The sequence below is a fragment of the Burkholderia sp. KBS0801 genome, from assembly GCF_005937855.2.
Lineage (GTDB): Bacteria > Pseudomonadota > Gammaproteobacteria > Burkholderiales > Burkholderiaceae > Burkholderia > Burkholderia ambifaria.
The window spans coordinates 2,547,870-2,566,395 of sequence record NZ_CP042178.1; the positions used below are offsets into that span (position 1 = coordinate 2,547,870).

Sequence of the window (18,526 nt, forward strand, 5' to 3'; positions counted from 1 at the left end):
GAAATCACGGATGAATCACGAACGGCCTGCTCCACCATGCGGATACTGATAGTCGAAGACGAACCCAAGATGGCGTCCTACCTGCGCAAGGGGCTGGCGGAGGCGAGCTATACGGTCGACGTGGCCGAGAACGGCAAGGACGGGCTGTTCCTCGCGCTGCACGAGGATTTCGATCTCGTCGTGCTCGACGTGATGCTGCCGGAGCTGGACGGCTTCGAGGTGCTCCGGCGGCTGCGCGCGCAGAAGCAGACGCCGGTCCTGCTGCTGACGGCGCGCGACGCGATCGAGGACAAGGTCACGGGGCTCGAACTGGGCGCCGACGACTACCTGCTCAAGCCGTTCGCGTATGCGGAGTTCCTCGCGCGCATCCGTTCACTGCTGCGCCGCGCGCCGCGCAATGCGCGCGACTTCCTGCAGGTCGCCGATCTCGAGGTCGACCTGATCAAGCGCCGGGTACGGCGCGCGGACAACCGCATCGACCTGACCGCGCAGGAATTCGCGCTGCTGCAGCTGCTCGCGGAACGCGAAGGCGAGGTGCTGACGCGCACCTTCATCACGTCGCAGATCTGGGACATGAATTTCGACAGCGACACGAACGTCGTCGATGCGGCGATCAAGCGCCTGCGCGCGAAGATCGACAACGCCTACGAGAAGAAGCTGATCCACACGATCCGCGGGATGGGCTACGTGCTCGAGGATCGCTCGTGACCGGCGGCCCCGCGCCGTATTCGCTGCTCCGGCGCCTGACGCTCGCGTTCGCCGCCGTCGCCGCGCTCGTGTTCGCGCTGACCGGCGCGTACCTGTATCGCTCGCTGTCCGCCGAGCTGACCCGGCGCGACGACATCGAAATCGCCGGCAAGCTCAACCAGTTCCTGCAGCTTGCGCGCTCGAGCGGTTCGACGACGGCATTGCGCGCCGATCCGGCCGTCTTCCATGAAGTGCTGCTGTCGCATCCGGGCGTCTATCTCGGCATCTACGACGCGGCGAACCGTCCGCTCGTCGAACACACCGACGAAGCCGGCAACACGCTCGCGTCGGTGATCGCGCGGCCGGAGCCGGCCGACGCAGCGACCGTGGCAGCGAGCCCGTTCACCTGCGCGCCGCCCGGCATCGGCACGTCGCGCTGCGTGCGGGCGCACGCCACGCTGCCGTCGGGCGAAACCATCCAGGTCGCGCTCGCGCGCACGGCGACCGATCGCCAGTCGCTGCTGGAAAGCTATCGCGTCGACATCTGGCTCGCGGCCGCTCTCGGCGCGCTGCTGGTCGGCGCGCTCGGCTACGCGGTCGCGTCGCGTGGCCTGCGCCCGGTCGAGAGCCTCGGGCGGCAGACCTCGCGCATCGAGGCACACAACCTGAACGCGCGTCTCGATGCACGCGGCGGTCCGGTCGAGTTGCACGAGCTCGCCACGTCGGTCAACCGGATGCTCGACCGGCTCGAGCGCGCGTTCGTGCGGCTGTCGCAGTTCTCGTCCGACCTCGCGCACGACATGCGCACGCCGCTCGCGAACGTGATCAGCTCGTCGCAGGTCACGCTGTCGCGCGCCCGCACCACCGATGAATACGAAGCGCTGATCGATTCGAACATCGAGGAATGCGAACGGTTGCAGCGAATGATCGAGAACATGCTGTTTCTCGCGCGCACCGACAATGCGCGGCAGCACCTGAAGGCCGTCGAACTCGATGCGGGCGCCGAGCTGCGCCGGCTCGCGTCGTATTTCCAGGCGCTGGCCGACGAGGCCGGCGTGCAGCTCGCGGTGCAGGGCGAAGCGCCGGTCGTCGCGGACGCGACGCTGTTCCGGCGCGCCGTCAGCAATCTCGCGTCGAACGCGCTCGAACACGCGCAAGCCGGCTCGACGATCGAGCTGACCGTATCGACGCGGCCCGGCTACGCGGTAGTCGAAGTCACGAACCGCGGCGCCGCGATTCCGCCCGAGCAGATCGAGCGGATCTTCGAGCGCTTCTACCGGATCGATTCGTCGCGGCACGGCGCGGCGCGCAACGCCGGGCTCGGGCTTGCGATCGTCAAGTCGATCATCGAGCTGCACCGCGGCAAGGTCGAGGTCGAGAGCCGCGACGGACGCACGACGTTCGCGCTGTATTTCCCGTCCCGCGCTGCGTGACACGCGCGTGACGCCCGCGCACGCCGATTGCTTCCCCGCTACGGCATGCGCATCCGCTGTCGCTCGACCTGCCTTTCCGAATGAAAGGGTGTGACTGCACAAGCTTGCCGAAAGCGGCCGGCTCGGCTAGACTGCCCTTCGTCTTTGGGGAGTAGCCTGCTTTCCATCCCCCGGAAAGCGAACACGTCAACATACTCGGCCTGCGGCCGTGGCGCGTTCGGCCGAATCGGTCTGGCGAGACCATCGACGCATCGCGCCGTTCCTGGTCGGACGTCGGCAGATGCGTCATGGTTCGTCCACGTCCGACCACGGAGTCCCCATGTTCCTCGTTGCCCGTCCTTCGCGTTTCATCAGTTCCATGACCGCCTGCATGCCTGCCTGCGGAGGTGCCGCATGACGTTGATGCTCGTCGAACTGGCGTTCATGCTGATCGTCATCCTGGTCGCCGCCGAGTTCTTCACGAATGCGCTCGAACATCTCGGTGAACGGCTGAAGATTTCCGAAGGCGTAACCGGTTCGCTGTTCGCGGCCGTCGGCACCGCGCTGCCCGAAACGATGGTGCCGCTGCTCGCGCTCGCGGGCGGCACGTCGAATGCGGCCGTGAACGAGGAAATCGGCGTCGGCGCGATTCTCGGCGCGCCGCTGATGCTCGCGACGCTGACGACCTTCCTGATGACGATCGCCGTGATCCGCTCGCGCGGCCTGACCGGCACGATCAAGCCCGAGCGCACCGGCTTCGTGCGCGACCTGAACTACTTCATCGCCGCGTTCGCGCTCGCCACCGTCGCGATGTTCGTCCCGCATCATGCGTGGGGAATCCGCGCGCTGCTCGCCGCGATGCTGGTCGGCGTCTACGTGCTGTATGTCGTGATGACGTTCCGCGCGTCGACGCAGCTCGTCGATGCCGGGCACGGCACCGAAGCGCCGCACGCGATGTTCCTGTCGCGTGTCGGGCTGCCGACCAACCTCGCGACCATCGCGCTGCAGCTCGCGATCGGCGTCGCGCTGCTCGTCGGCGGTGCGAAGGGCTTCATTCACGGCGTCGAAGGCGTGTCGCACGTGCTCGGCATCTCCGCGCTGCTGCTGTCGCTGATCATCGTGCCGATCGCGACGGAGTTGCCGGAGAAGGTCAACAGCGTGCTGTGGATCCGCCGCAAGAAAGACACGCTCGCATTCGGCAACATCACCGGCGCGATGGTGTTCCAGGGCACGCTGCTGCCGGCGATCGGCATCATGCTGACGCCGTGGGAGCCGCGCCCCGAAGTGCTGACCGGCGTGATCATCACGCTCGCGGCGGCGGCGTGGCTGCGCGTCAATGCCCGCGCGCACGGGCTCGCGATCTGGGCGTTGCTCGCGAACGGGGTCGGTTACGTCGGCTATCTGTTCGTGACGCTGACGCGCTGAAACGCGACATCGCGCACGATCGGGCAACATCGTGCGCATCCACGCGCCCGACCGCGGTTCACGAAGCAGCATCGTGAGCCGCGGCCGTCGCTGCAGGCGGCTGCGCCGCCCGCATTGCCGCGCTTACGATGCCTTCTCGAGCTTGACGATCGTCAGCGTGCCGTTGACGCGCTCGACGCGCACCCTCACCTTGTCGCCCGCATGAACCCCGGCGAGCATCGCCGCGTCCTTCGCCTTGAACGCCATCGTCATCGACGGCATGTCGACGTTCTCCAGTGCGCCGTGCTTCAGCGTAATTTTGCCGCTCGCGGCATCGACCTTCTTCACTTCCGCATCAGTCAGCGCCGTGCCCGATTCGGCCGCGCCGCCGGACGACATCTTCATGCCGGACATCTCCATGCCCGACATGTCGCCCGCGGCAAACGCGGGTACGGCGAACGCGCCGGTCGCGAGAGCGGCGGCGGCAGTGGCGATCAGTTGATTCATCTTCATCGTGATTCTCCAGTGGGGTTGGACGGCACGTTCATGCCGTGAGGAACTGCATCGGAATGCCGCCGGCGGCTCGCGCCGCGCGCCCGACGGCGCTGCCGCAAAAGCCATGCGGCGGGAATGACGAACATCGACAGCAGCGGCGCGGTGACCATGCCGCCGACCATCGGCGCGGCGATGCGCTGCATCACTTCGGAGCCGGCGCCGTGTCCGATCATGATGGGCACGAGGCCGGCAAGCACGACGGCCACCGTCATCGCCTTCGGCCGCACGCGCAGAACCGCGCCTTCGCGAACCGCATCGAGCAGCACGGCATCGGTCAGCGGCTCGCCGGCATCGAGACGGCGCCGCAGCGCGCCCTCCAGGTACAGCAGCATCACCACGCCGAACTCGGCGGCCACGCCCGTCAGCGCGATGAAGCCCACCGACGTCGCGACCGATACCGCGTGGCCGAGCGCCCAGACGAGCCAGAAGCCGCCGACCAGCGCGAACGGCACTGTCGACATCAGCAGCAGCGCATCGGCTGCCGAACCGAACGTGAGGAACAGCAGCACGAAGATCACGGCGAGCGTCACCGGCACCACGGTGCGCAGCGTTGCCGCCGCGCGTTCGAGATATTCGAACTGGCCCGACCATGCGATCGAATAGCCGGGCGGCAACGTGACCTGCTGCGCGACCGCCTGCTGCATCGCGCGAACCGCGGTGCGCAGATCGGTGTCGCGAATGTCGACGTACACGTAGCCGGACAGCCGCGCATTCTCGCTGCGGATCATCGGCGGCCCGTCGGCGATCACGACGCGTGCAACGTCGCCGAGACGAAGCTGCGCGCCCCGCGCGGTGACGACCGGCAACTGTCGCAGGTTCTCGAGCGAATCGCGAATCTCGCGCGGATAGCGGATGTTGATCGGAAATCGCTCGCGCCCGGCAATCACCTCGCCGACGTCCTCGCCGCCGATCGCCGACGACACGACCGACTGGATATCGGCCACCGACAGCCCGTAGCGCGCGGCCGCGAGCCGGTCGATTTCGACGTCGATGTAGCGGCCGCCGTTGAGCCGTTCCGCGAGCGCGGACGTGACGCCCGGCACGTGCTTCACCACTGCCTCGACCTGCGTCGCGATCGCGTCGATCCCCGCCAGGTCCGGCCCGGAGATCTTCACGCCGACGGGCGTCTTGATGCCGGTGGACAACATGTCCAGCCGGTTCCGGATCGGCGGCACCCACACGTTCGACAACCCCGGCACCTTCACCGTGCGATCGAGCGCGTCGACGAGCTTCTCGGGCGTCATCCCAGGCCGCCACGCGCTGCGGGGCTTGAAGCGGATCGTCGTTTCGAACATCTCGAGCGGCGCGGGATCGGTCGCCGTATCCGCGCGCCCCGACTTGCCGAACACCGTATCGACCTCGGGCACGGTCTTGATCAGCCGGTCGGTCTGCTGCAGCAGCTCGCTCGCCTTGTCGGCCGAAATGCCCGGCAATGCGGTCGGCATATACAGCAGGTCACCCTCGTCGAGCGGCGGCATGAACTCGCCGCCGAGCCGCGACACCGGCAGGGCCGTCAGCAACAGCGCGACGACGGCAATACCGATTGCGAACCACGGGCGCCGCAGCGTCGCTTCGAGCAGCGGCCGGTACACGCGGATCAGCACGCGATTGATCGGGTTCGCGTGCTCGGGCGGAATGCGGCCGCGCACGAGATATCCCATCAGCACCGGCACCAGCGTCACCGACAGACCGGCCGCGGCGGCGATCGTGTAGGTCTTCGTGAACGCGAGCGGCGCGAACAGCTTGCCCTCCTGCCCTTCGAGCGAAAACACCGGAATGAACGACAGCGTGATGATCAGCAGCGAGAAGAACAGCGCCGGCCCGACCTCGGCGGCCGACGTCGCGACCAACTCCCAGCGGCGTGCGGTCGTGATCGGCTCGCCGGGATGCGCATCGCCATATGCCTCCAGATGCTTGTGCGCGTTCTCGATCATCACGATCGCCGCGTCGATCATTGCGCCGATCGCGATCGCGATGCCGCCCAGCGACATCAGATTCGCATTCACGCCCTGGTAACGCATCACGATGAACGCCGTCAGTACGCCGAGCGGCAGCGCCAGGATCGCGACCAACGCACTGCGCAGATGGAACAGGAAGACCGCACAGACGATCCCGACGATCACGAACTCCTCGATCAGCTTGTCCCTGAGGTTGTCCACCGCGCGCTCGATCAGCTGCGAACGATCGTAGGTCGTGACGATCTCGACGCCGGGCGGCAGCGAGCGCTTCAGCGCGGCGAGCTTCGCCTTCACCGCGTCGATTGTCGTCAGCGCATTCTTGCCCGAGCGCATCACGACGACGCCGCCCGTCACCTCGCCCTGGCCGTTCAGTTCCGCGATCCCGCGCCGCATCGCGGGGCCGACCTGGATGCGCGCGGCGTCGCCGAGCAGCACCGGCGTGCCCGCGTCGTCGGTGCGCAGCACGACGTGCCGGAAGTCGTCTAGCGTGCGCAGGTAGCCGGACGAACGCACCATGTACTCCGACTCGGCCAGCTCGACGACCGAGCCGCCCGATGCCTGGTTCGCCTTGCCGAGCGCGTCCGCGACCGCCGCCTGGGTGATGCCGTACGCACGCAGCTTGTCCGGATCGAGCACGATCTGGTACTGGCGCACCATCCCCCCGATGCTCGCGACTTCGGACACGTCCGGCACCGCCTTCAGCTCGAATTTCAGGAACCAGTCGTTCAGCGCGCGCAGTTGGCCGGGGTCGTGGCGGCCGGTGCGGTCGACAAGCGCGTACTCGTACACCCACCCGACCCCGGTCGCATCCGGCCCGAGCGACACGGTCGCGCCCGCGGGCAGCCGGCTCTGCACCTGGCTCAGGTATTCGAGCACGCGCGAACGTGCCCAGTACGGGTCGGTATGGTCGTCGAACAATACGTAGACGAACGCATCGCCGAACGACGAGTACGCGCGGACGGTTTTCGCACCCGGCACGCCGAGCAGCGTCGTCGTCAGCGGGTAGGTCACCTGGTCCTCGACGATCTGCGGCGCCTTGCCCGGGTACGACGCCTTGACGATGACCTGCGTGTCCGACAGGTCGGGCAGCGCGTCGAGCGGCGTCTGCCGCAGCGAATGGACACCCCACGCCGCGAGCAGAACGGTCGCGAGCAGCACCAGAAAGCGGTTGCGGACGGACCAGCGAATCACGTGCGCGATCATGGCTTGCCCCCCAGCGGATCGACCTTCGTCAGCCGGTAACCGTCGTCGCTCTGCACGAACGCGAAGCGCACCGTCTGGCCCGGCTTCACGTCCGGGAACGCGGTCGCGGACGGCTTGCCGAAGGTCATCGTCATCGCGCCCCAGCCGAGCGCGGGCACGGGCCGATGCGAGAACGTGATGTCGTCGGCCGTGACGCTTTCGACCTTGCCGGTGGTCTCATAAGTCGTCGACGCCGCCTTCGGCGCCGACGCAGGCACCGCGCCGGCGCTGCTTTCCAGTCGCGGCAGCACGGACTTGAGGCTCGCTTCGGAATCGATCAGGAACTGTCCCGATGCGACGACCGTATCGCCCTCGCTCAACCCGGCGAGCACTTCCGTATCGCTGCCGACGTCGTTGCCGAGCGTCACCGTCGCCGGCTGCAGGCCGCCGTCGCCGCGCTTCACGATCACGACCGTGCGTTTACCGGTGGCGATCACCGCCTCCGACGGCACGAGCAGGCGTGGCGTCGCCTTCGGGTCGGCGACGCGCACGCGCATCAGCATGCCGGGCGTCAGCTTCAGCGATGCGTTGTCGATCTCGAGCCGCGCCTGCAGCGTTCGGCTGCTCGTGCTGATGCCCGGCAGGATCTCGCGGATGCGACCCGCGAAGTGCCGCGACGGATCACCCGCGAACGTCGCGTCGACCTGCATCCCCGGCTGCGCGTTCAACGCCAGCGCTTCGGGGATCTCGACGATCAGCCACAGCGTCGACAGGCCGGAAATCCTCGCGAGCGTCTGCCCCGGCGCGACCATTGCGCCGTCGCGCACGTTCAGCTCGCTGACGACGCCGGTTTCCGGCGCGGCCAGTACGACGTGGGTCTGCACGCGGCCCGTGCGATCGAGACTCGCGATCATGCCGTCCGGAATCGACAGCGCGCGCATGCGTGCGCGCGATGCGTCCAGCAGGCCGCGGTCCATCCCGCCGCGCTTCAGCGCCAGGTATTCCTCCTGCGGTGCGAGCCAGTCCGGCACGTACAGCGACGCGATCGGCGCGCCCTTGTCGATGCGCTGCATCGGCGCCCGCGCGTACAGGCGATCGATGTAGCCCGTCACGCGCGACTGCACGACGTCCGTGCGCGCCTCATCGAACTGGGTGGTGCCGACCGCATCGAATCCGCCGGCCGCTTCCTGACGCCGGACGGCCACATAGCGGATGCCGAGGTTCTGCTGCAGGCCCGGATCGATCCGAACACCCGACGTGCCGCCACCTTCGTCCGCATAGACGGGTTGCAGCTGCATGTCCATGAACGGCGACTTCCCCGGCTTGTCGAAGTGCTGGTTCGGCACCATCGGATCGTGCCAGTACAGCACCTTGCGTCCGGACGTCGGGTCGGATCTGGCCGGCGACGCAGCGGCGGCCTCCGGCCCCGCGCTTGCCGCACGGCGTGCGCCCGCGACGTAACCCGCGCCGAGCAGCGCCACGGCGGCGCACGCCAGCAGGACGGCGCGGACGAGCGTTTGCTTCGTCATGTCGTTCTCCTTCATTGTGCGGCGGCGAGGGTCGGCGGCACGACCTGGTATTCGAGCCGCGCCCAGGTCTGCGAAACCTCGCGGCGAACATCAAGCACCTGCAGTTGCGCATCGAGTTGCGCGCGGCGCACGGCGAACGTGTCGGCGAGCGACCCCGTGCCGGCCCGGTATGCGGCGTCGGCGAGCTGGACGCGCTGCTCCGCGGCCGGCAGCAGCGCTTCGCGCAGGTTCGCGATCCGCGCGCGGCCGCTCGCGAGCGTTGCCGACTGCATGCGGATATCGGCCTGCACCTGGCGCAGCGTGTCCTCGTACATCAGCCCCGCTTTCGTCGCGAGCGCGGCCTTCTCGGCGACGTCTCGGTTCTGCCGGTTCTTGCGGTTCAGCGGCAGCGGGATCGTCACGCCGAAGGACACCATGTTCGAATACGCGCCGCCCCGCTGCTGGTACGCGACTTCCCACGTCCAGTTGGGGCTGCGCTCGCTGTTCGCCACCGCGGTGTCGGCTTCGGCGACGGCGATGTCGCCCGCCGCGGTGATGAGCGCCGGCTGCGACAACCTCAATTCATCCGGCGGCAACGACGATACGAACGATTCCGCGGCCGGCGGCGTTCCCGCGACGTCGTCGACGGGCGCGGCGGTCCAGCGCGACAACGCGATGCGCGCGGTCTGGTAGGCCTCCTGCGCCTTCAGCAGCTGATCCCGGGTCTGCGCGAGCATCGCCCGCGCCTGGACGACGTCGCCCGCACCCGCCTTCGCGCCGCGATACGACGCCTTGATTGCCTCGAGCTCATGACTCATGTGATCGAGCAACACCTGCTGAAGCGCAAGCGCCTGCTTCGCATAGATCGCGTTCAGCCACGCCGCGGCCGTCTGCTGACGCACGCTGGCGAGTTGCGCGAGATAGCCGGCGCGCTCGCGCCCGACCTGTTCGTTGGCGAGCGCCGTGCGCAGGCGTCGCTTGTCGCCCGACACCCATTCCTGTTCGATGCCGATGCGGCGCATCGTCATGAAGTCCTGGCCGACTGTGAAACGCTGCCCGCCGTTGACCGGCAGATTGTCGATGCCGGCCTTCAGCAACGGGTCGGGCAGTTGGCCAGCCTTGACGGCTGCCTCGGAACTGGCACGCACGGAAGCCTGTGCGGCCTGCATCGAGGCGGAATGTTCGGTGGCGGACTGCAGCGCGGCGTCCAGCGTGACAGGCGCCAACTGCGCGTGAGCGGCGCCCGCAACCAGCAGCGCCGCGCCAAGCATGGGCGCGCGCCGACGCGCACGCCGCGCGTGCGGCGTGCAGAGATCGAATGACATGGTGTAACCCCAAGTCGGAACCCGAATGGGTTCCACGTCCTGAATGCAGGACGAACCTCACCGCCTCGGCGGTGAACCGGTCAAATCGGGATCAATTGATGCGGGGTGGGCGCCACAACCCGTTCGGGTCGCGGATCGGGACGGACTGCGCGTAGTGGAAGACGATCGTACTGGTGTATGCAGCGGGGCGGCCGACGTCGGCACGAGCGGCGGGGTGATAGAGACTGCCGAACTGACACTGGGCGGTCAGCTTGCAGGCCATGCCTTTCGCTTTCGCCTTGGCCTTGGCGCTGTCGGCGGGCGACGCCTTCATCGAATCGCAGCCGCTCATGTCGGCGGACATGCTCATGCCCGCGTCCGTATCCATCGACATCGTGGACTGCATCGGACATTCGCCGGTCAGCCCGCTGGCTGCCAGCCCGCTGAGGGGCAGCACCGCGCAAAGCAGCAGCAGGATGAAGGTCCGGAGCCATTTCATGGCGGCGATTATAGCGCGGTGAATGGCGGCGGGACCGGGTGACATGTACGGCTTTGTACGCCTCCCGGGCCGTCCGGCTCGCTAGCTGGCCAGGCCGTCCGCGGCGAGCACCTGCTGTACGGCCGGCCGGGCCCGCACCCGCTCGTACCACGCGCGCAGGTTCGCATGGCGGCTCAGGTCGATATCCGCGTTGTACACCGAGCGCATCCAGTCGGCCTTGCCCCAGCCCGTCACCGCGAACAGGTACGCGTCGGCGATCGTGAATGTGTCGCCCGTCAAGTACGCGTTGCCGTCGAGCTGCCGGTCGATCCACGCGAAACGACCATCGAGCTTCTGCCGCACCGGCTCGACGCATTTCCCCGCCTGCACCGCGTATAGCAGCGGAATGAAGCCCTTGTGGATTTCGGTGCCGACAAAGTTCAGCCACTCCATCAGTCGATAGCGTGCGAGCGTGCCGTACGCGGGCGCGAGCGCCGCTTCCGGGCGTCGGTCGGCGAGATACTGCGCGATCACCGGCCCCTCGCGCAGCATCGTGCCGTCGTCGAGTTCGAGCAGCGGCACGTAGCCGAGCGCGTTGACGTCATGGAAGTCGCGGCCGTCGTCGATGCGGTGCTTGCGCGCGTCGACCGTGACGATCTGCGCGTCGAGGCCCGCTTCGCGCAGCACGATGCGAATCGCCTGCGAACAGCTGCCGGGAGCGTGATAGAGCTTCATCAGAATTTGCTCCGAGAAACCCCGCCATTTCCCCCAAGGGGACTTCCTTCGGGGCGGATGGCGGGAAGGAAAGGAGTGCTGTTGACAGGCAGCTTCTTCCACGGGTTAGGATCACCGGCATGATTCTTGTCTACCGCTACCGGGTGAAGTCGCTCAACGGACTGCTCAACAAGCAGAGCCGTGCAGTGAACTACGTCTGGAACTTCTGCAATGACACGCAGAAGCACGCGCTCAAGTGGAGCAAGAAATGGCCGACGGGATTCGATCTGAACGTGCTGACGACCGGCAGCAGCAAGGCGCTCGGCATTCACTCCGGCACAATCAACGCGACGTGCGAGCAATACGCGAAGTCGCGCAGTCAGCACCGTCGGCCCTACCTGCGCTATCGCGGCAGGAAATCGCTGGGCTGGGTGCCGCTGAAGGGCCGTGACCTGAAGCGTGAGGGTGACGCGTTCCGTTTCGCCGGCAACACGTTTCGCGTGTTCAACAGCCGGGCGCTTCCCGAAGGCAAGATCAAGGATGGGACCAACTTCGCACAGGATGCGCGCGGCAACTGGTTTCTCAACATCGTGATCGAGGCACCCGATGTTCAGGCTCGCCCGATCCGTTCCGGCGTCGGCATCGATCTCGGCCTGAAAGACTTCGCCACACTTTCGACCGGCGAGAAACTGCCCAACGACCAATTCGGCCGCCGTGCGGCGGACAAGCTGGCGAAGGCCCAGCGAGCACGCAAGCACAAGCGACATATCGCGAAGCTGCATGCCAAGGTCGCGAACGCCCGTGCCGATTTCCAGCACAAGCTCGCGCTCGATCTGGTGCGGCGCTTCGATTACATCGCGGTCGGCAACGTGTCGGCCGCGAAGCTCGCCAGAACCAGGATGGCGAAAAGCGTCTACGACGCATCCTGGTCTTCCTTCCGAAACAAGCTCCGCTACAAAGCGATCGCGCACGGAGCCACGTTCGAGGAAGTGGACGAAAGCGGTTCTACCCAGTCCTGTTCGGCGTGCGGATCGAAAGACAGCACGACGCGGCCGAAAGGTATCGCGGGACTGCGAGTAAGAGAGTGGGCCTGCAGTGGATGTGGTGTCGTGCATGATCGAGATACCAACGCTGCGCTGAACATTCTCCGATGCGGACGTGCATCGCCAGGTGTGGGAATCACCTGCCTTTAGGCGGGTGAGGACGTCAATCGCTTTCCTGGGTTGGATGGTTGGACTATCGATTCGTCGCGACGCGGGCGCTAATATCTCGCATCTGCGCGACGCGCGGAAGACGGCAGTCGTTTGTGCCGTAGTCACAAAAACGTTACCTATCAGGGCCAGCAGCATGAAAACGAGTGCGACAGGATGTTCCGTGGAAGAGGCGATGCGCATGCTCGGCGGCCGCTGGCGGCTGCTGATCGTGTCGTATCTGCTCGACGGGCCCAGGCGCTTCAGCGACTTGCGCCGCGATATTCCCGGCATCTCGCAACGGATGCTGACGCTCGACCTGCGCGCGCTCGAGGAAGCCGGCTTCGTGCGGCGCACCGTGTATCCGGAAGTGCCGGTGCGCGTCGAGTACGATCTGACCGCGGACGGCGACCGGCTGCGGCCCGTCGTCGAGGTCATGCGCGAATTCGGGTTGTGGCTGAAGGCGCGCGATGCGCGCTGCGGCGTCGCGACGCAAGCGGCCCTGCATAGTTGATTCCACATCAGAGGAACATCATGGAACTGCACGCCACTGTCGGCGCGGCCACGTCCGACATCGACGACGATGAAAGCTGCGCGAACATCTATTGCCACGACGCGGAGCAAAACTATTGCTTCTCGCTGCTGCGCTTTCCGGAGGAAACCACGATCGAAGTGATGGTGCGCGACCAGCTCACCGCGCACGTGAACGATCTGTCGGTGCGTCTGACGGGCGACACGATCGAAGTCGAGGTCGACGCACGTACCGCCGCGCGGCTCGACGGCAATACGCATTACGTGATCCATCTCGCACCCGGCGAGCATGATCCCGTCGCGCTGCGCGCCGCGCTGAAGGAAATCTTCGACGGCAAGAGCGGGTATCGCGACGACAGCGCAGGCGCGTAAGCCGGCCGGCTCGACACACCATCCCGCCCACGCGTTCGAACTCGGCACATGACACGCACTCCGCGATTCCAACCGCTCCTCCGCCGCTGCGCGCTGCTGATCGCGTGCTGCGCGTCGGCTGCCGCCGCGCATGCGGCCAAACCGCTGCTCACGTTCAAGGTCGACGACGCCGTCACGGCTCGTGTCGAACACGCCGACGGCACGCGCATCACGATCCGCTTTCTGCCGAGCGGGAAAACGCAGGTGCTCGACGTCGGCATCTCGGACGAGGAAGGCCACTACCGGCTTGCGTCCGACGACTACAACTTCGACGGCCACCGCGATCTCGCCGCGTATGCGCCGCTCGGGATGGTCAACGAGCGCTCCGGCATCTTCCTGTATGACGCCGCGCATCAGCGGTTCGAGCCGCTGAACCTGCCGGCGGCCAGCATGCCGCACGGCAACTGCGACGACCTGATCAACGTCCAGGCGAAGCCGAGCGAGCACACGCTGTACAGCTCGTGCCGGAGCGGGCCGATCTGGTACACCGACGCCTACCGCTTCGACGGCAACGGCCGGATGTATCTCCATCAGTCCAGCGAAGCAATTCCCGACGACCTGCACGACCTGTTCGACGGCGACTCGGGCCCGCCGTCGATGCTGCTGACCTATGACGCGCACGGCAAGCGCGTCTCGCGCCGCCCCGACGCATACGGCGGCGGCAAGGTCACGTTCAAGGTGCGCCCGGCGCGCCTGCCGTTGCACGACGCGATGAACGACGCGCCGACGCGCCGCTATGTCGTCGCGGGCGATACGCTCGAACTGATCGACGCCAGCGCCGACTTCCAGTGGCTGAAGGTGCTGTATCGCAATCCGCGCGGCGGCAGTTCACAGGGCTGGGTCAGCGCGAAGGAAGCGACCGGCAACTGAGCCACTGCGGCGCCGGCGTTCTCCGCGCGCGTACCGCCCTTTCCCACATACTGAGCGCTTCACATCCCATTAATAGGGATGCCTGCCCAAATGTTGACGCGCTTCGCTCCACGGCCCTAACGTTCGCCCAATGCCATTGGATCCGGCCGCACCACCACGCGGGTGCCGGCCGGCACAGAACACAGGAGACGACCGTGGCCCATTCCGCGTCACGCACGCATGCCAGCCCGTCGGCGCAGCCGCACACGCGCGCCGACACCGCGCCCGACACAGCACGCGATTCCGCGCCCGCGGCCGCCGCCGCCTTCACCGCGCCGCCGAGCCGCAAGCGCCTGATCATCCTTGCGCTGCTGTTCGTCACGGTGGTGATCAACTATCTCGACCGCAGCAACCTGTCGATCGCCGCGCCCGCGCTGTTCAAGGAATTGCACATCGACCCGGTTCGCGCGGGCCTCGTGTTTTCCGCGTTCGGCTGGACCTATGCGTTGATGCAGATCCCCGGCGGCTGGCTCGTCGACAAGGTGTCGCCGCGCGTGCTGTATGCGGGCGCGCTCGCGCTGTGGTCGGCCGCGACCCTGCTGCTCGGCTTCGCAGGCTCGTTCTTCGGGCTGGTCGTGCTGCGGCTCGCGGTGGGCGCGCTCGAAGCGCCGGCCTATCCGATCAACAACCGCGTGGTCACGACGTGGTTCCCGACCCGCGAGCGCGCCAGCGCGATCGGCGGCTACACGTCGGGGCAGTTCGTCGGCCTCGCGTTCCTCACGCCGGTGCTCGCGTGGCTGCAGGTGCATCTCGGCTGGCACATGGTGTTCGTCGCGACCGGGCTTGCCGGCATCGCATGGGCCGCGATCTGGTATGCGGTCTATCGAGAGCCGCGCGCGTTTCGCGGTGTCAACGCGGCCGAGATCGCGCTGATCCGCGACGGCGGCGGGCTCATCGATCTCGAGGATCGCGTCGCCGCGCGCACCGAACGCACGCCGTCGACGTGGCGCGATCTCGGCGTCGTGCTCGGCCGGCGCAAGCTGTGGGGCATCTATCTCGGCCAGTTCGCGCTGAACTCGACGCTGTGGTTCTTCCTCACGTGGTTCCCGACTTACCTCGTCAAGTATCGCGGGATGGATTTCATCAAGTCGGGCTTTCTCGCGTCGCTGCCGTTTCTCGCCGCGTTCGTCGGCGTGCTGTGCTCGGGCGTGCTGTCGGACTGGCTGATGCGGCGCGGCGCGTCGCAGGGCTTCGCGCGCAAGCTGCCGATCATCTCGGGGCTGTTGATCTCGACCTGCATCATCGGCGCGAACTACGTCACGTCGACGGGCTGGGTGATCGCGTTCATGACGATCGCCTTCTTCGGCAACGGCTTCGCGTCGATCACGTGGTCGCTCGTGTCGGGCCTCGCGCCCGCGCGGCTGCTCGGCCTCACGGGCGGCGTGTTCAACCTGATCGGCAACCTGTCCGCGATCGCGACGCCGATCGTGATCGGGCTGCTCGTCGACGGCGCGGACTTCTCGCGCGCGATCACCTACATCGCCGCGATGGCGCTCGCGGGCAGCCTGTCGTACGGGCTGCTGGTCGGCAAGGTCGAACGCATCGACGCCTGAGTCGTCGCGCGGGCGGCACGCGCTACGCGCGAGCGCGACCGCCTTGCTGCCATCCGCGCTCGCGGTCACGCGCCATCTCGCCGTTCCATTCGATGTCGGCGTCGCATTCCACGTCGCTCGTCGTTACCCATTTATACTGCCCCGGTATGCCCCTTCGTTGCGGGACAAGCCGCGTTTTCCCGGGCAGGACGGCTGACAAGACACCTGCCGGTATTTCCCCTGAATGACGATTTCGGCTTCCGGCGCTAGAATCGCGCCCGCTTTTCATCGGCGAACCGCATGCTGCCCGACGTGAACTCCTCCCACCGCGACACCGATCGCTTCAACGTGTCGTTCAAGGCGCTCGGCGAATTGATCGAGACGGTCGGCACGCCGCACTTCGTGCCGCGTCTCACGCAACTGCTGAACGACGTGGTGCCGCTCGACGTCGCGCACGTCGAACGCTCGCGCGTCGACGGCGCGATGCCGACCGGCTATCGCTGCGAATGGATCGGCAGCAGCGGCATCGGCGCGCAGACTGATACCGCAGAAATCTCCGACGTGATGACGCTCTACTACGAGCGCTTTTTCGACAGCGATCCGCTGTTCGCGGGGCTGCGCGGCAAGACGGGCACGATGCTCGTCGTGCGCGACATCGCGGCGATCCCTCCGGGCGAGTTCCGCCAGCGGCTGTTCGACGACGTGCGTATCGGCCACGAATGCGTGCTCGCGCGCGGCACCCGCTATGCGCAGCATTCGATCGCGCTCGAACGCGGCCGCGACCGTCCGCCGTTCACGCTCGCCGAGATGAGCCGCTTTCGCAGCATCAGCGACGTCCTGTTCCCGCTGCTCGAGCTGCACGCGTCGACCACCGCCGCGCGGCGCATCGCGCATCCGACGCCCGACGTGCATCCGCTCGCGCGGTTCGATGCACGGATCGCGGCCGACGGCGTGAAACTGTCGAAGCGCGAATACGAAACCTGCAAGCACCTGATCTCCGGCAAGACCGTGCCGGAGACCGCCGAGATCCTCGGCGTGCGGGTCGCGTCGGCCGAGTCGTACGTGAAGCGCGCGTTCGCGAAGCTCGGCGTGCGCACGAAGCGCGAGCTCGCCGCATGGGGCGCGATCGATTGACCAATGCGGCCGTTCTGGCCGTTGGCGACGACCTGGGTTCCTCGGCAGCCAGCTGCGCGCGGCGCTGTCAGTAACGATGTGCGGCCGCTTCGGCGGCGGTATCGTGGTACTCGGCAAACTTCGCGATCTTCCCGCTTTCGATCGTGAACACGTGCACCCAGTCGTCCTCGTACGTGCGCCCGGTCGACAGGACGTGCCAGCGCTGCGTGCCGAGCACGACGACCCGCTTGCCGCTGGCGATGAATTCGAGCGGCTCGAACCGTTCCGCGGTCTGCGTCGCCGCAAGCGCAGCGAAGAACGTCGCGACGTCCCGCGGCCCTCGTCTCCTGCCGACGAACGGTACGACGTCGGCCGGCCCCGGGATGAACCAGTCGATGTTTTCGGACAGCGTCTGCAGGACGCCGCCGATGTCGCCCCTGCCGAACGCCGCGTACGCCTCCTGCACCAGTTGCACATTGCTTTGCTCGCTCATCACGCCCTCCCGCCATCGCCGGTTCCCAGCGTTGCGGCGCGGAAATCCGGCCGCAGACAATTCAGCATAGTCGAAGCGCGGGACGGCACGTGAAGGTTCCGCGAGCAACCGGCCGGCGTGGATTCGGTATGACGGTATGAGCAATTCGCGGTACCGCTATCTCGCCGCGATGCGCGATGCGGTCACGGCCCTGGAGTGCGTCGACGTGCTGCTGCTCGGGCCGTGCGTCGAACACGTGATCGAGCTGCACACGCCCGAATCGGCCGCCCGCTGCTGAGCCACGAACCGCGCGTTGCACTGTTGATCGACGACGGCAGCGCCACCGTTTCGAGGTTGCGTCAATCGGCATTCGATTATTCGGATTCCTCTCCACCCTCTTCCACAGGCGCGTGCAGTACCGTCGACAAATCCCAATCCGATGGTGACAACGGAACTGCGGCGGGGTCCGCGCCGATATCGCGCATAATCGGGCGTTGACGGCGCCGCGTGGGGAAGGATTGTGCGAGCGCAGCCACTCGAGACAGGACACCGACACATGGACCGAGCCGAGCACATCAGCATCGAACAGGCGGTCGATCTGCCCGCCGACGAACTGAACGGATGCGACTTCTCGTTCGAGATCGCGTGGGAACTGAACGCGCCGTACCGCGATCTGCTCGACTTGCGCGCGCTGCCCGTGCGGCGCAAGGACTACGGCTTCGACCCGGCCGGCTGGGCGCGAGAGGCGTGCGGCGGCACCGCGCTGTTCCGCGCGACCGCAGGCGGGCGCCTCGCCGGTTTCGTCGCGATCACCGAAAGCTGGAACGGGATGGCCGAGATCGCGGAACTCGCTGTCGATCGCGCGTGCCGGCGGCAAGGAATTGGCCAGTACCTGCTGGCGGCCGCGGAAGCGTGGGCGCGCAGCCGCGGGTTCGGCTTCATGCGACTGGAAACGCAGGCGAACAACGTCGCAGCATGCTGCACATACGCCCGCGCGGGCTTCGTCGTGGGCGGCCACGACCGCTTCCTGTACGCCGACGGCGTGAACGACGGGGAAGTCGCGCTGTTCTGGTACAAGGATCTGCGCGACGGCCAGACCGCGAAGAGCCGGACCGTCGATCCGGAATCGATGCGGCCGTTGTCCTGACGCGCTACAACCTGCCGCC

18 protein-coding genes and 1 riboswitch are annotated in these 18,526 nt (G+C 67.1%); of the genes, 11 read left to right on the forward strand and 7 right to left on the reverse strand.

What is annotated here, in order from left to right; all coding sequences use genetic code 11:
- Positions 1-36: 36 nt before the first annotated feature.
- The 3 genes from FFI87_RS28310 (at position 37) to FFI87_RS28320 (ending at position 3,524) form a co-directional block, all read left to right on the forward strand.
- Positions 37-708, forward strand: a complete 672-nt coding sequence (locus FFI87_RS28310) for a heavy metal response regulator transcription factor (RefSeq protein ID WP_012365252.1) — start codon at positions 37-39, stop codon at positions 706-708.
- Positions 705-2,120 (forward strand): heavy metal sensor histidine kinase, encoded by a 1,416-nt coding sequence (locus FFI87_RS28315; protein WP_138849903.1) that lies wholly within the window; start codon positions 705-707, stop codon positions 2,118-2,120. Before FFI87_RS28310 ends, FFI87_RS28315 begins: the two co-directional genes overlap by 4 nt.
- Before the next feature lie 134 nt (positions 2,121-2,254).
- A riboswitch (yybP-ykoY riboswitch) is annotated at positions 2,255-2,431 on the forward strand.
- Positions 2,432-2,513: 82 nt separating this feature from the next.
- Positions 2,514-3,524, forward strand: a complete 1,011-nt coding sequence (locus tag FFI87_RS28320) for a sodium:calcium antiporter (RefSeq protein WP_138849902.1) — start codon at positions 2,514-2,516, stop codon at positions 3,522-3,524.
- 123 nt (positions 3,525-3,647) lie between these two features.
- Here FFI87_RS28320 and FFI87_RS28325 read toward each other — a convergent pair whose 3' ends face one another.
- The 6 genes from FFI87_RS28325 to gstA form a co-directional block, all read right to left on the reverse strand.
- The gene (locus FFI87_RS28325) at positions 3,648-4,016 is read right to left on the reverse strand and encodes a copper-binding protein (protein WP_012365249.1); all 369 of its coding nucleotides are present in this window, start codon (positions 4,014-4,016) and stop codon (positions 3,648-3,650) included.
- The gene (locus tag FFI87_RS28330; protein ID WP_138849901.1) at positions 4,013-7,219 is read right to left on the reverse strand and encodes an efflux RND transporter permease subunit; all 3,207 of its coding nucleotides are present in this window, start codon (positions 7,217-7,219) and stop codon (positions 4,013-4,015) included. The genes FFI87_RS28325 and FFI87_RS28330 overlap by 4 nt, the downstream gene beginning before the upstream one ends.
- A complete protein-coding gene (locus tag FFI87_RS28335) occupies positions 7,216-8,727 on the reverse strand; it encodes an efflux RND transporter periplasmic adaptor subunit (RefSeq protein ID WP_138849900.1) in 1,512 nt (503 codons plus the stop codon). Before FFI87_RS28335 ends, FFI87_RS28330 begins: the two co-directional genes overlap by 4 nt.
- A gap of 11 nt (positions 8,728-8,738) precedes the next feature.
- Positions 8,739-10,031 (reverse strand): TolC family protein, encoded by a 1,293-nt coding sequence (locus tag FFI87_RS28340; RefSeq protein ID WP_138849899.1) that lies wholly within the window; start codon positions 10,029-10,031, stop codon positions 8,739-8,741.
- Positions 10,032-10,122: 91 nt separating this feature from the next.
- Positions 10,123-10,509: a hypothetical protein gene (locus tag FFI87_RS28345; protein ID WP_138850262.1), complete on the reverse strand. Its 387-nt coding sequence runs from the start codon at positions 10,507-10,509 to the stop codon at positions 10,123-10,125.
- An 81-nt stretch (positions 10,510-10,590) separates the two neighbouring features.
- Complete coding sequence (gene gstA, locus FFI87_RS28350) at positions 10,591-11,223, reverse strand: glutathione transferase GstA (RefSeq protein WP_138849898.1); 633 nt, start codon at positions 11,221-11,223, stop codon at positions 10,591-10,593.
- A gap of 119 nt (positions 11,224-11,342) precedes the next feature.
- On the opposite strand from gstA, the gene FFI87_RS28355 reads away from it, so the two are divergent.
- The 6 genes from FFI87_RS28355 to FFI87_RS28380 all read left to right on the forward strand — a co-directional run bounded on the left by FFI87_RS28355 (position 11,343) and on the right by FFI87_RS28380 (position 16,909).
- Positions 11,343-12,395, forward strand: coding sequence for an RNA-guided endonuclease InsQ/TnpB family protein (locus tag FFI87_RS28355; RefSeq protein ID WP_138849897.1), 1,053 nt, complete (start codon positions 11,343-11,345; stop codon positions 12,393-12,395).
- 154 nt (positions 12,396-12,549) lie between these two features.
- Positions 12,550-12,906 carry a winged helix-turn-helix transcriptional regulator gene (locus tag FFI87_RS28360; RefSeq protein ID WP_138849896.1) on the forward strand — a complete coding sequence of 119 codons (357 nt, stop codon included), beginning with the start codon at positions 12,550-12,552 and terminating at the stop codon, positions 12,904-12,906.
- A 20-nt stretch (positions 12,907-12,926) separates the two neighbouring features.
- On the forward strand, positions 12,927-13,295 hold the full coding sequence (locus tag FFI87_RS28365) for a hypothetical protein (protein WP_012365242.1): 369 nt from the start codon (positions 12,927-12,929) through the stop codon (positions 13,293-13,295).
- Between the two features lie 48 nt (positions 13,296-13,343).
- Complete coding sequence (locus FFI87_RS28370) at positions 13,344-14,204, forward strand: XAC2610-related protein (protein WP_138849895.1); 861 nt, start codon at positions 13,344-13,346, stop codon at positions 14,202-14,204.
- A 194-nt stretch (positions 14,205-14,398) separates the two neighbouring features.
- The gene (locus FFI87_RS28375; protein ID WP_138849894.1) at positions 14,399-15,796 is read left to right on the forward strand and encodes an MFS transporter; all 1,398 of its coding nucleotides are present in this window, start codon (positions 14,399-14,401) and stop codon (positions 15,794-15,796) included.
- 279 nt (positions 15,797-16,075) lie between these two features.
- Positions 16,076-16,909, forward strand: a complete 834-nt coding sequence (locus FFI87_RS28380) for a helix-turn-helix transcriptional regulator (RefSeq protein WP_138849893.1) — start codon at positions 16,076-16,078, stop codon at positions 16,907-16,909.
- A 67-nt stretch (positions 16,910-16,976) separates the two neighbouring features.
- Here the strand turns inward: FFI87_RS28380 and FFI87_RS28385 are convergent, their stop codons facing one another.
- Complete coding sequence (locus tag FFI87_RS28385; RefSeq protein ID WP_138849892.1) at positions 16,977-17,381, reverse strand: nuclear transport factor 2 family protein; 405 nt, start codon at positions 17,379-17,381, stop codon at positions 16,977-16,979.
- A 136-nt stretch (positions 17,382-17,517) separates the two neighbouring features.
- Here FFI87_RS28385 and FFI87_RS34625 point away from each other — a divergent pair, with 136 nt between their 5' ends.
- Together FFI87_RS34625 and FFI87_RS28390 are read left to right on the forward strand one after the other, a co-directional pair.
- Positions 17,518-17,658 carry a hypothetical protein gene (locus FFI87_RS34625; RefSeq protein ID WP_175784720.1) on the forward strand — a complete coding sequence of 47 codons (141 nt, stop codon included), beginning with the start codon at positions 17,518-17,520 and terminating at the stop codon, positions 17,656-17,658.
- A 258-nt stretch (positions 17,659-17,916) separates the two neighbouring features.
- On the forward strand, positions 17,917-18,507 hold the full coding sequence (locus FFI87_RS28390; RefSeq protein ID WP_011660099.1) for a GNAT family N-acetyltransferase: 591 nt from the start codon (positions 17,917-17,919) through the stop codon (positions 18,505-18,507).
- Positions 18,508-18,526: the final 19 nt, after the last annotated feature.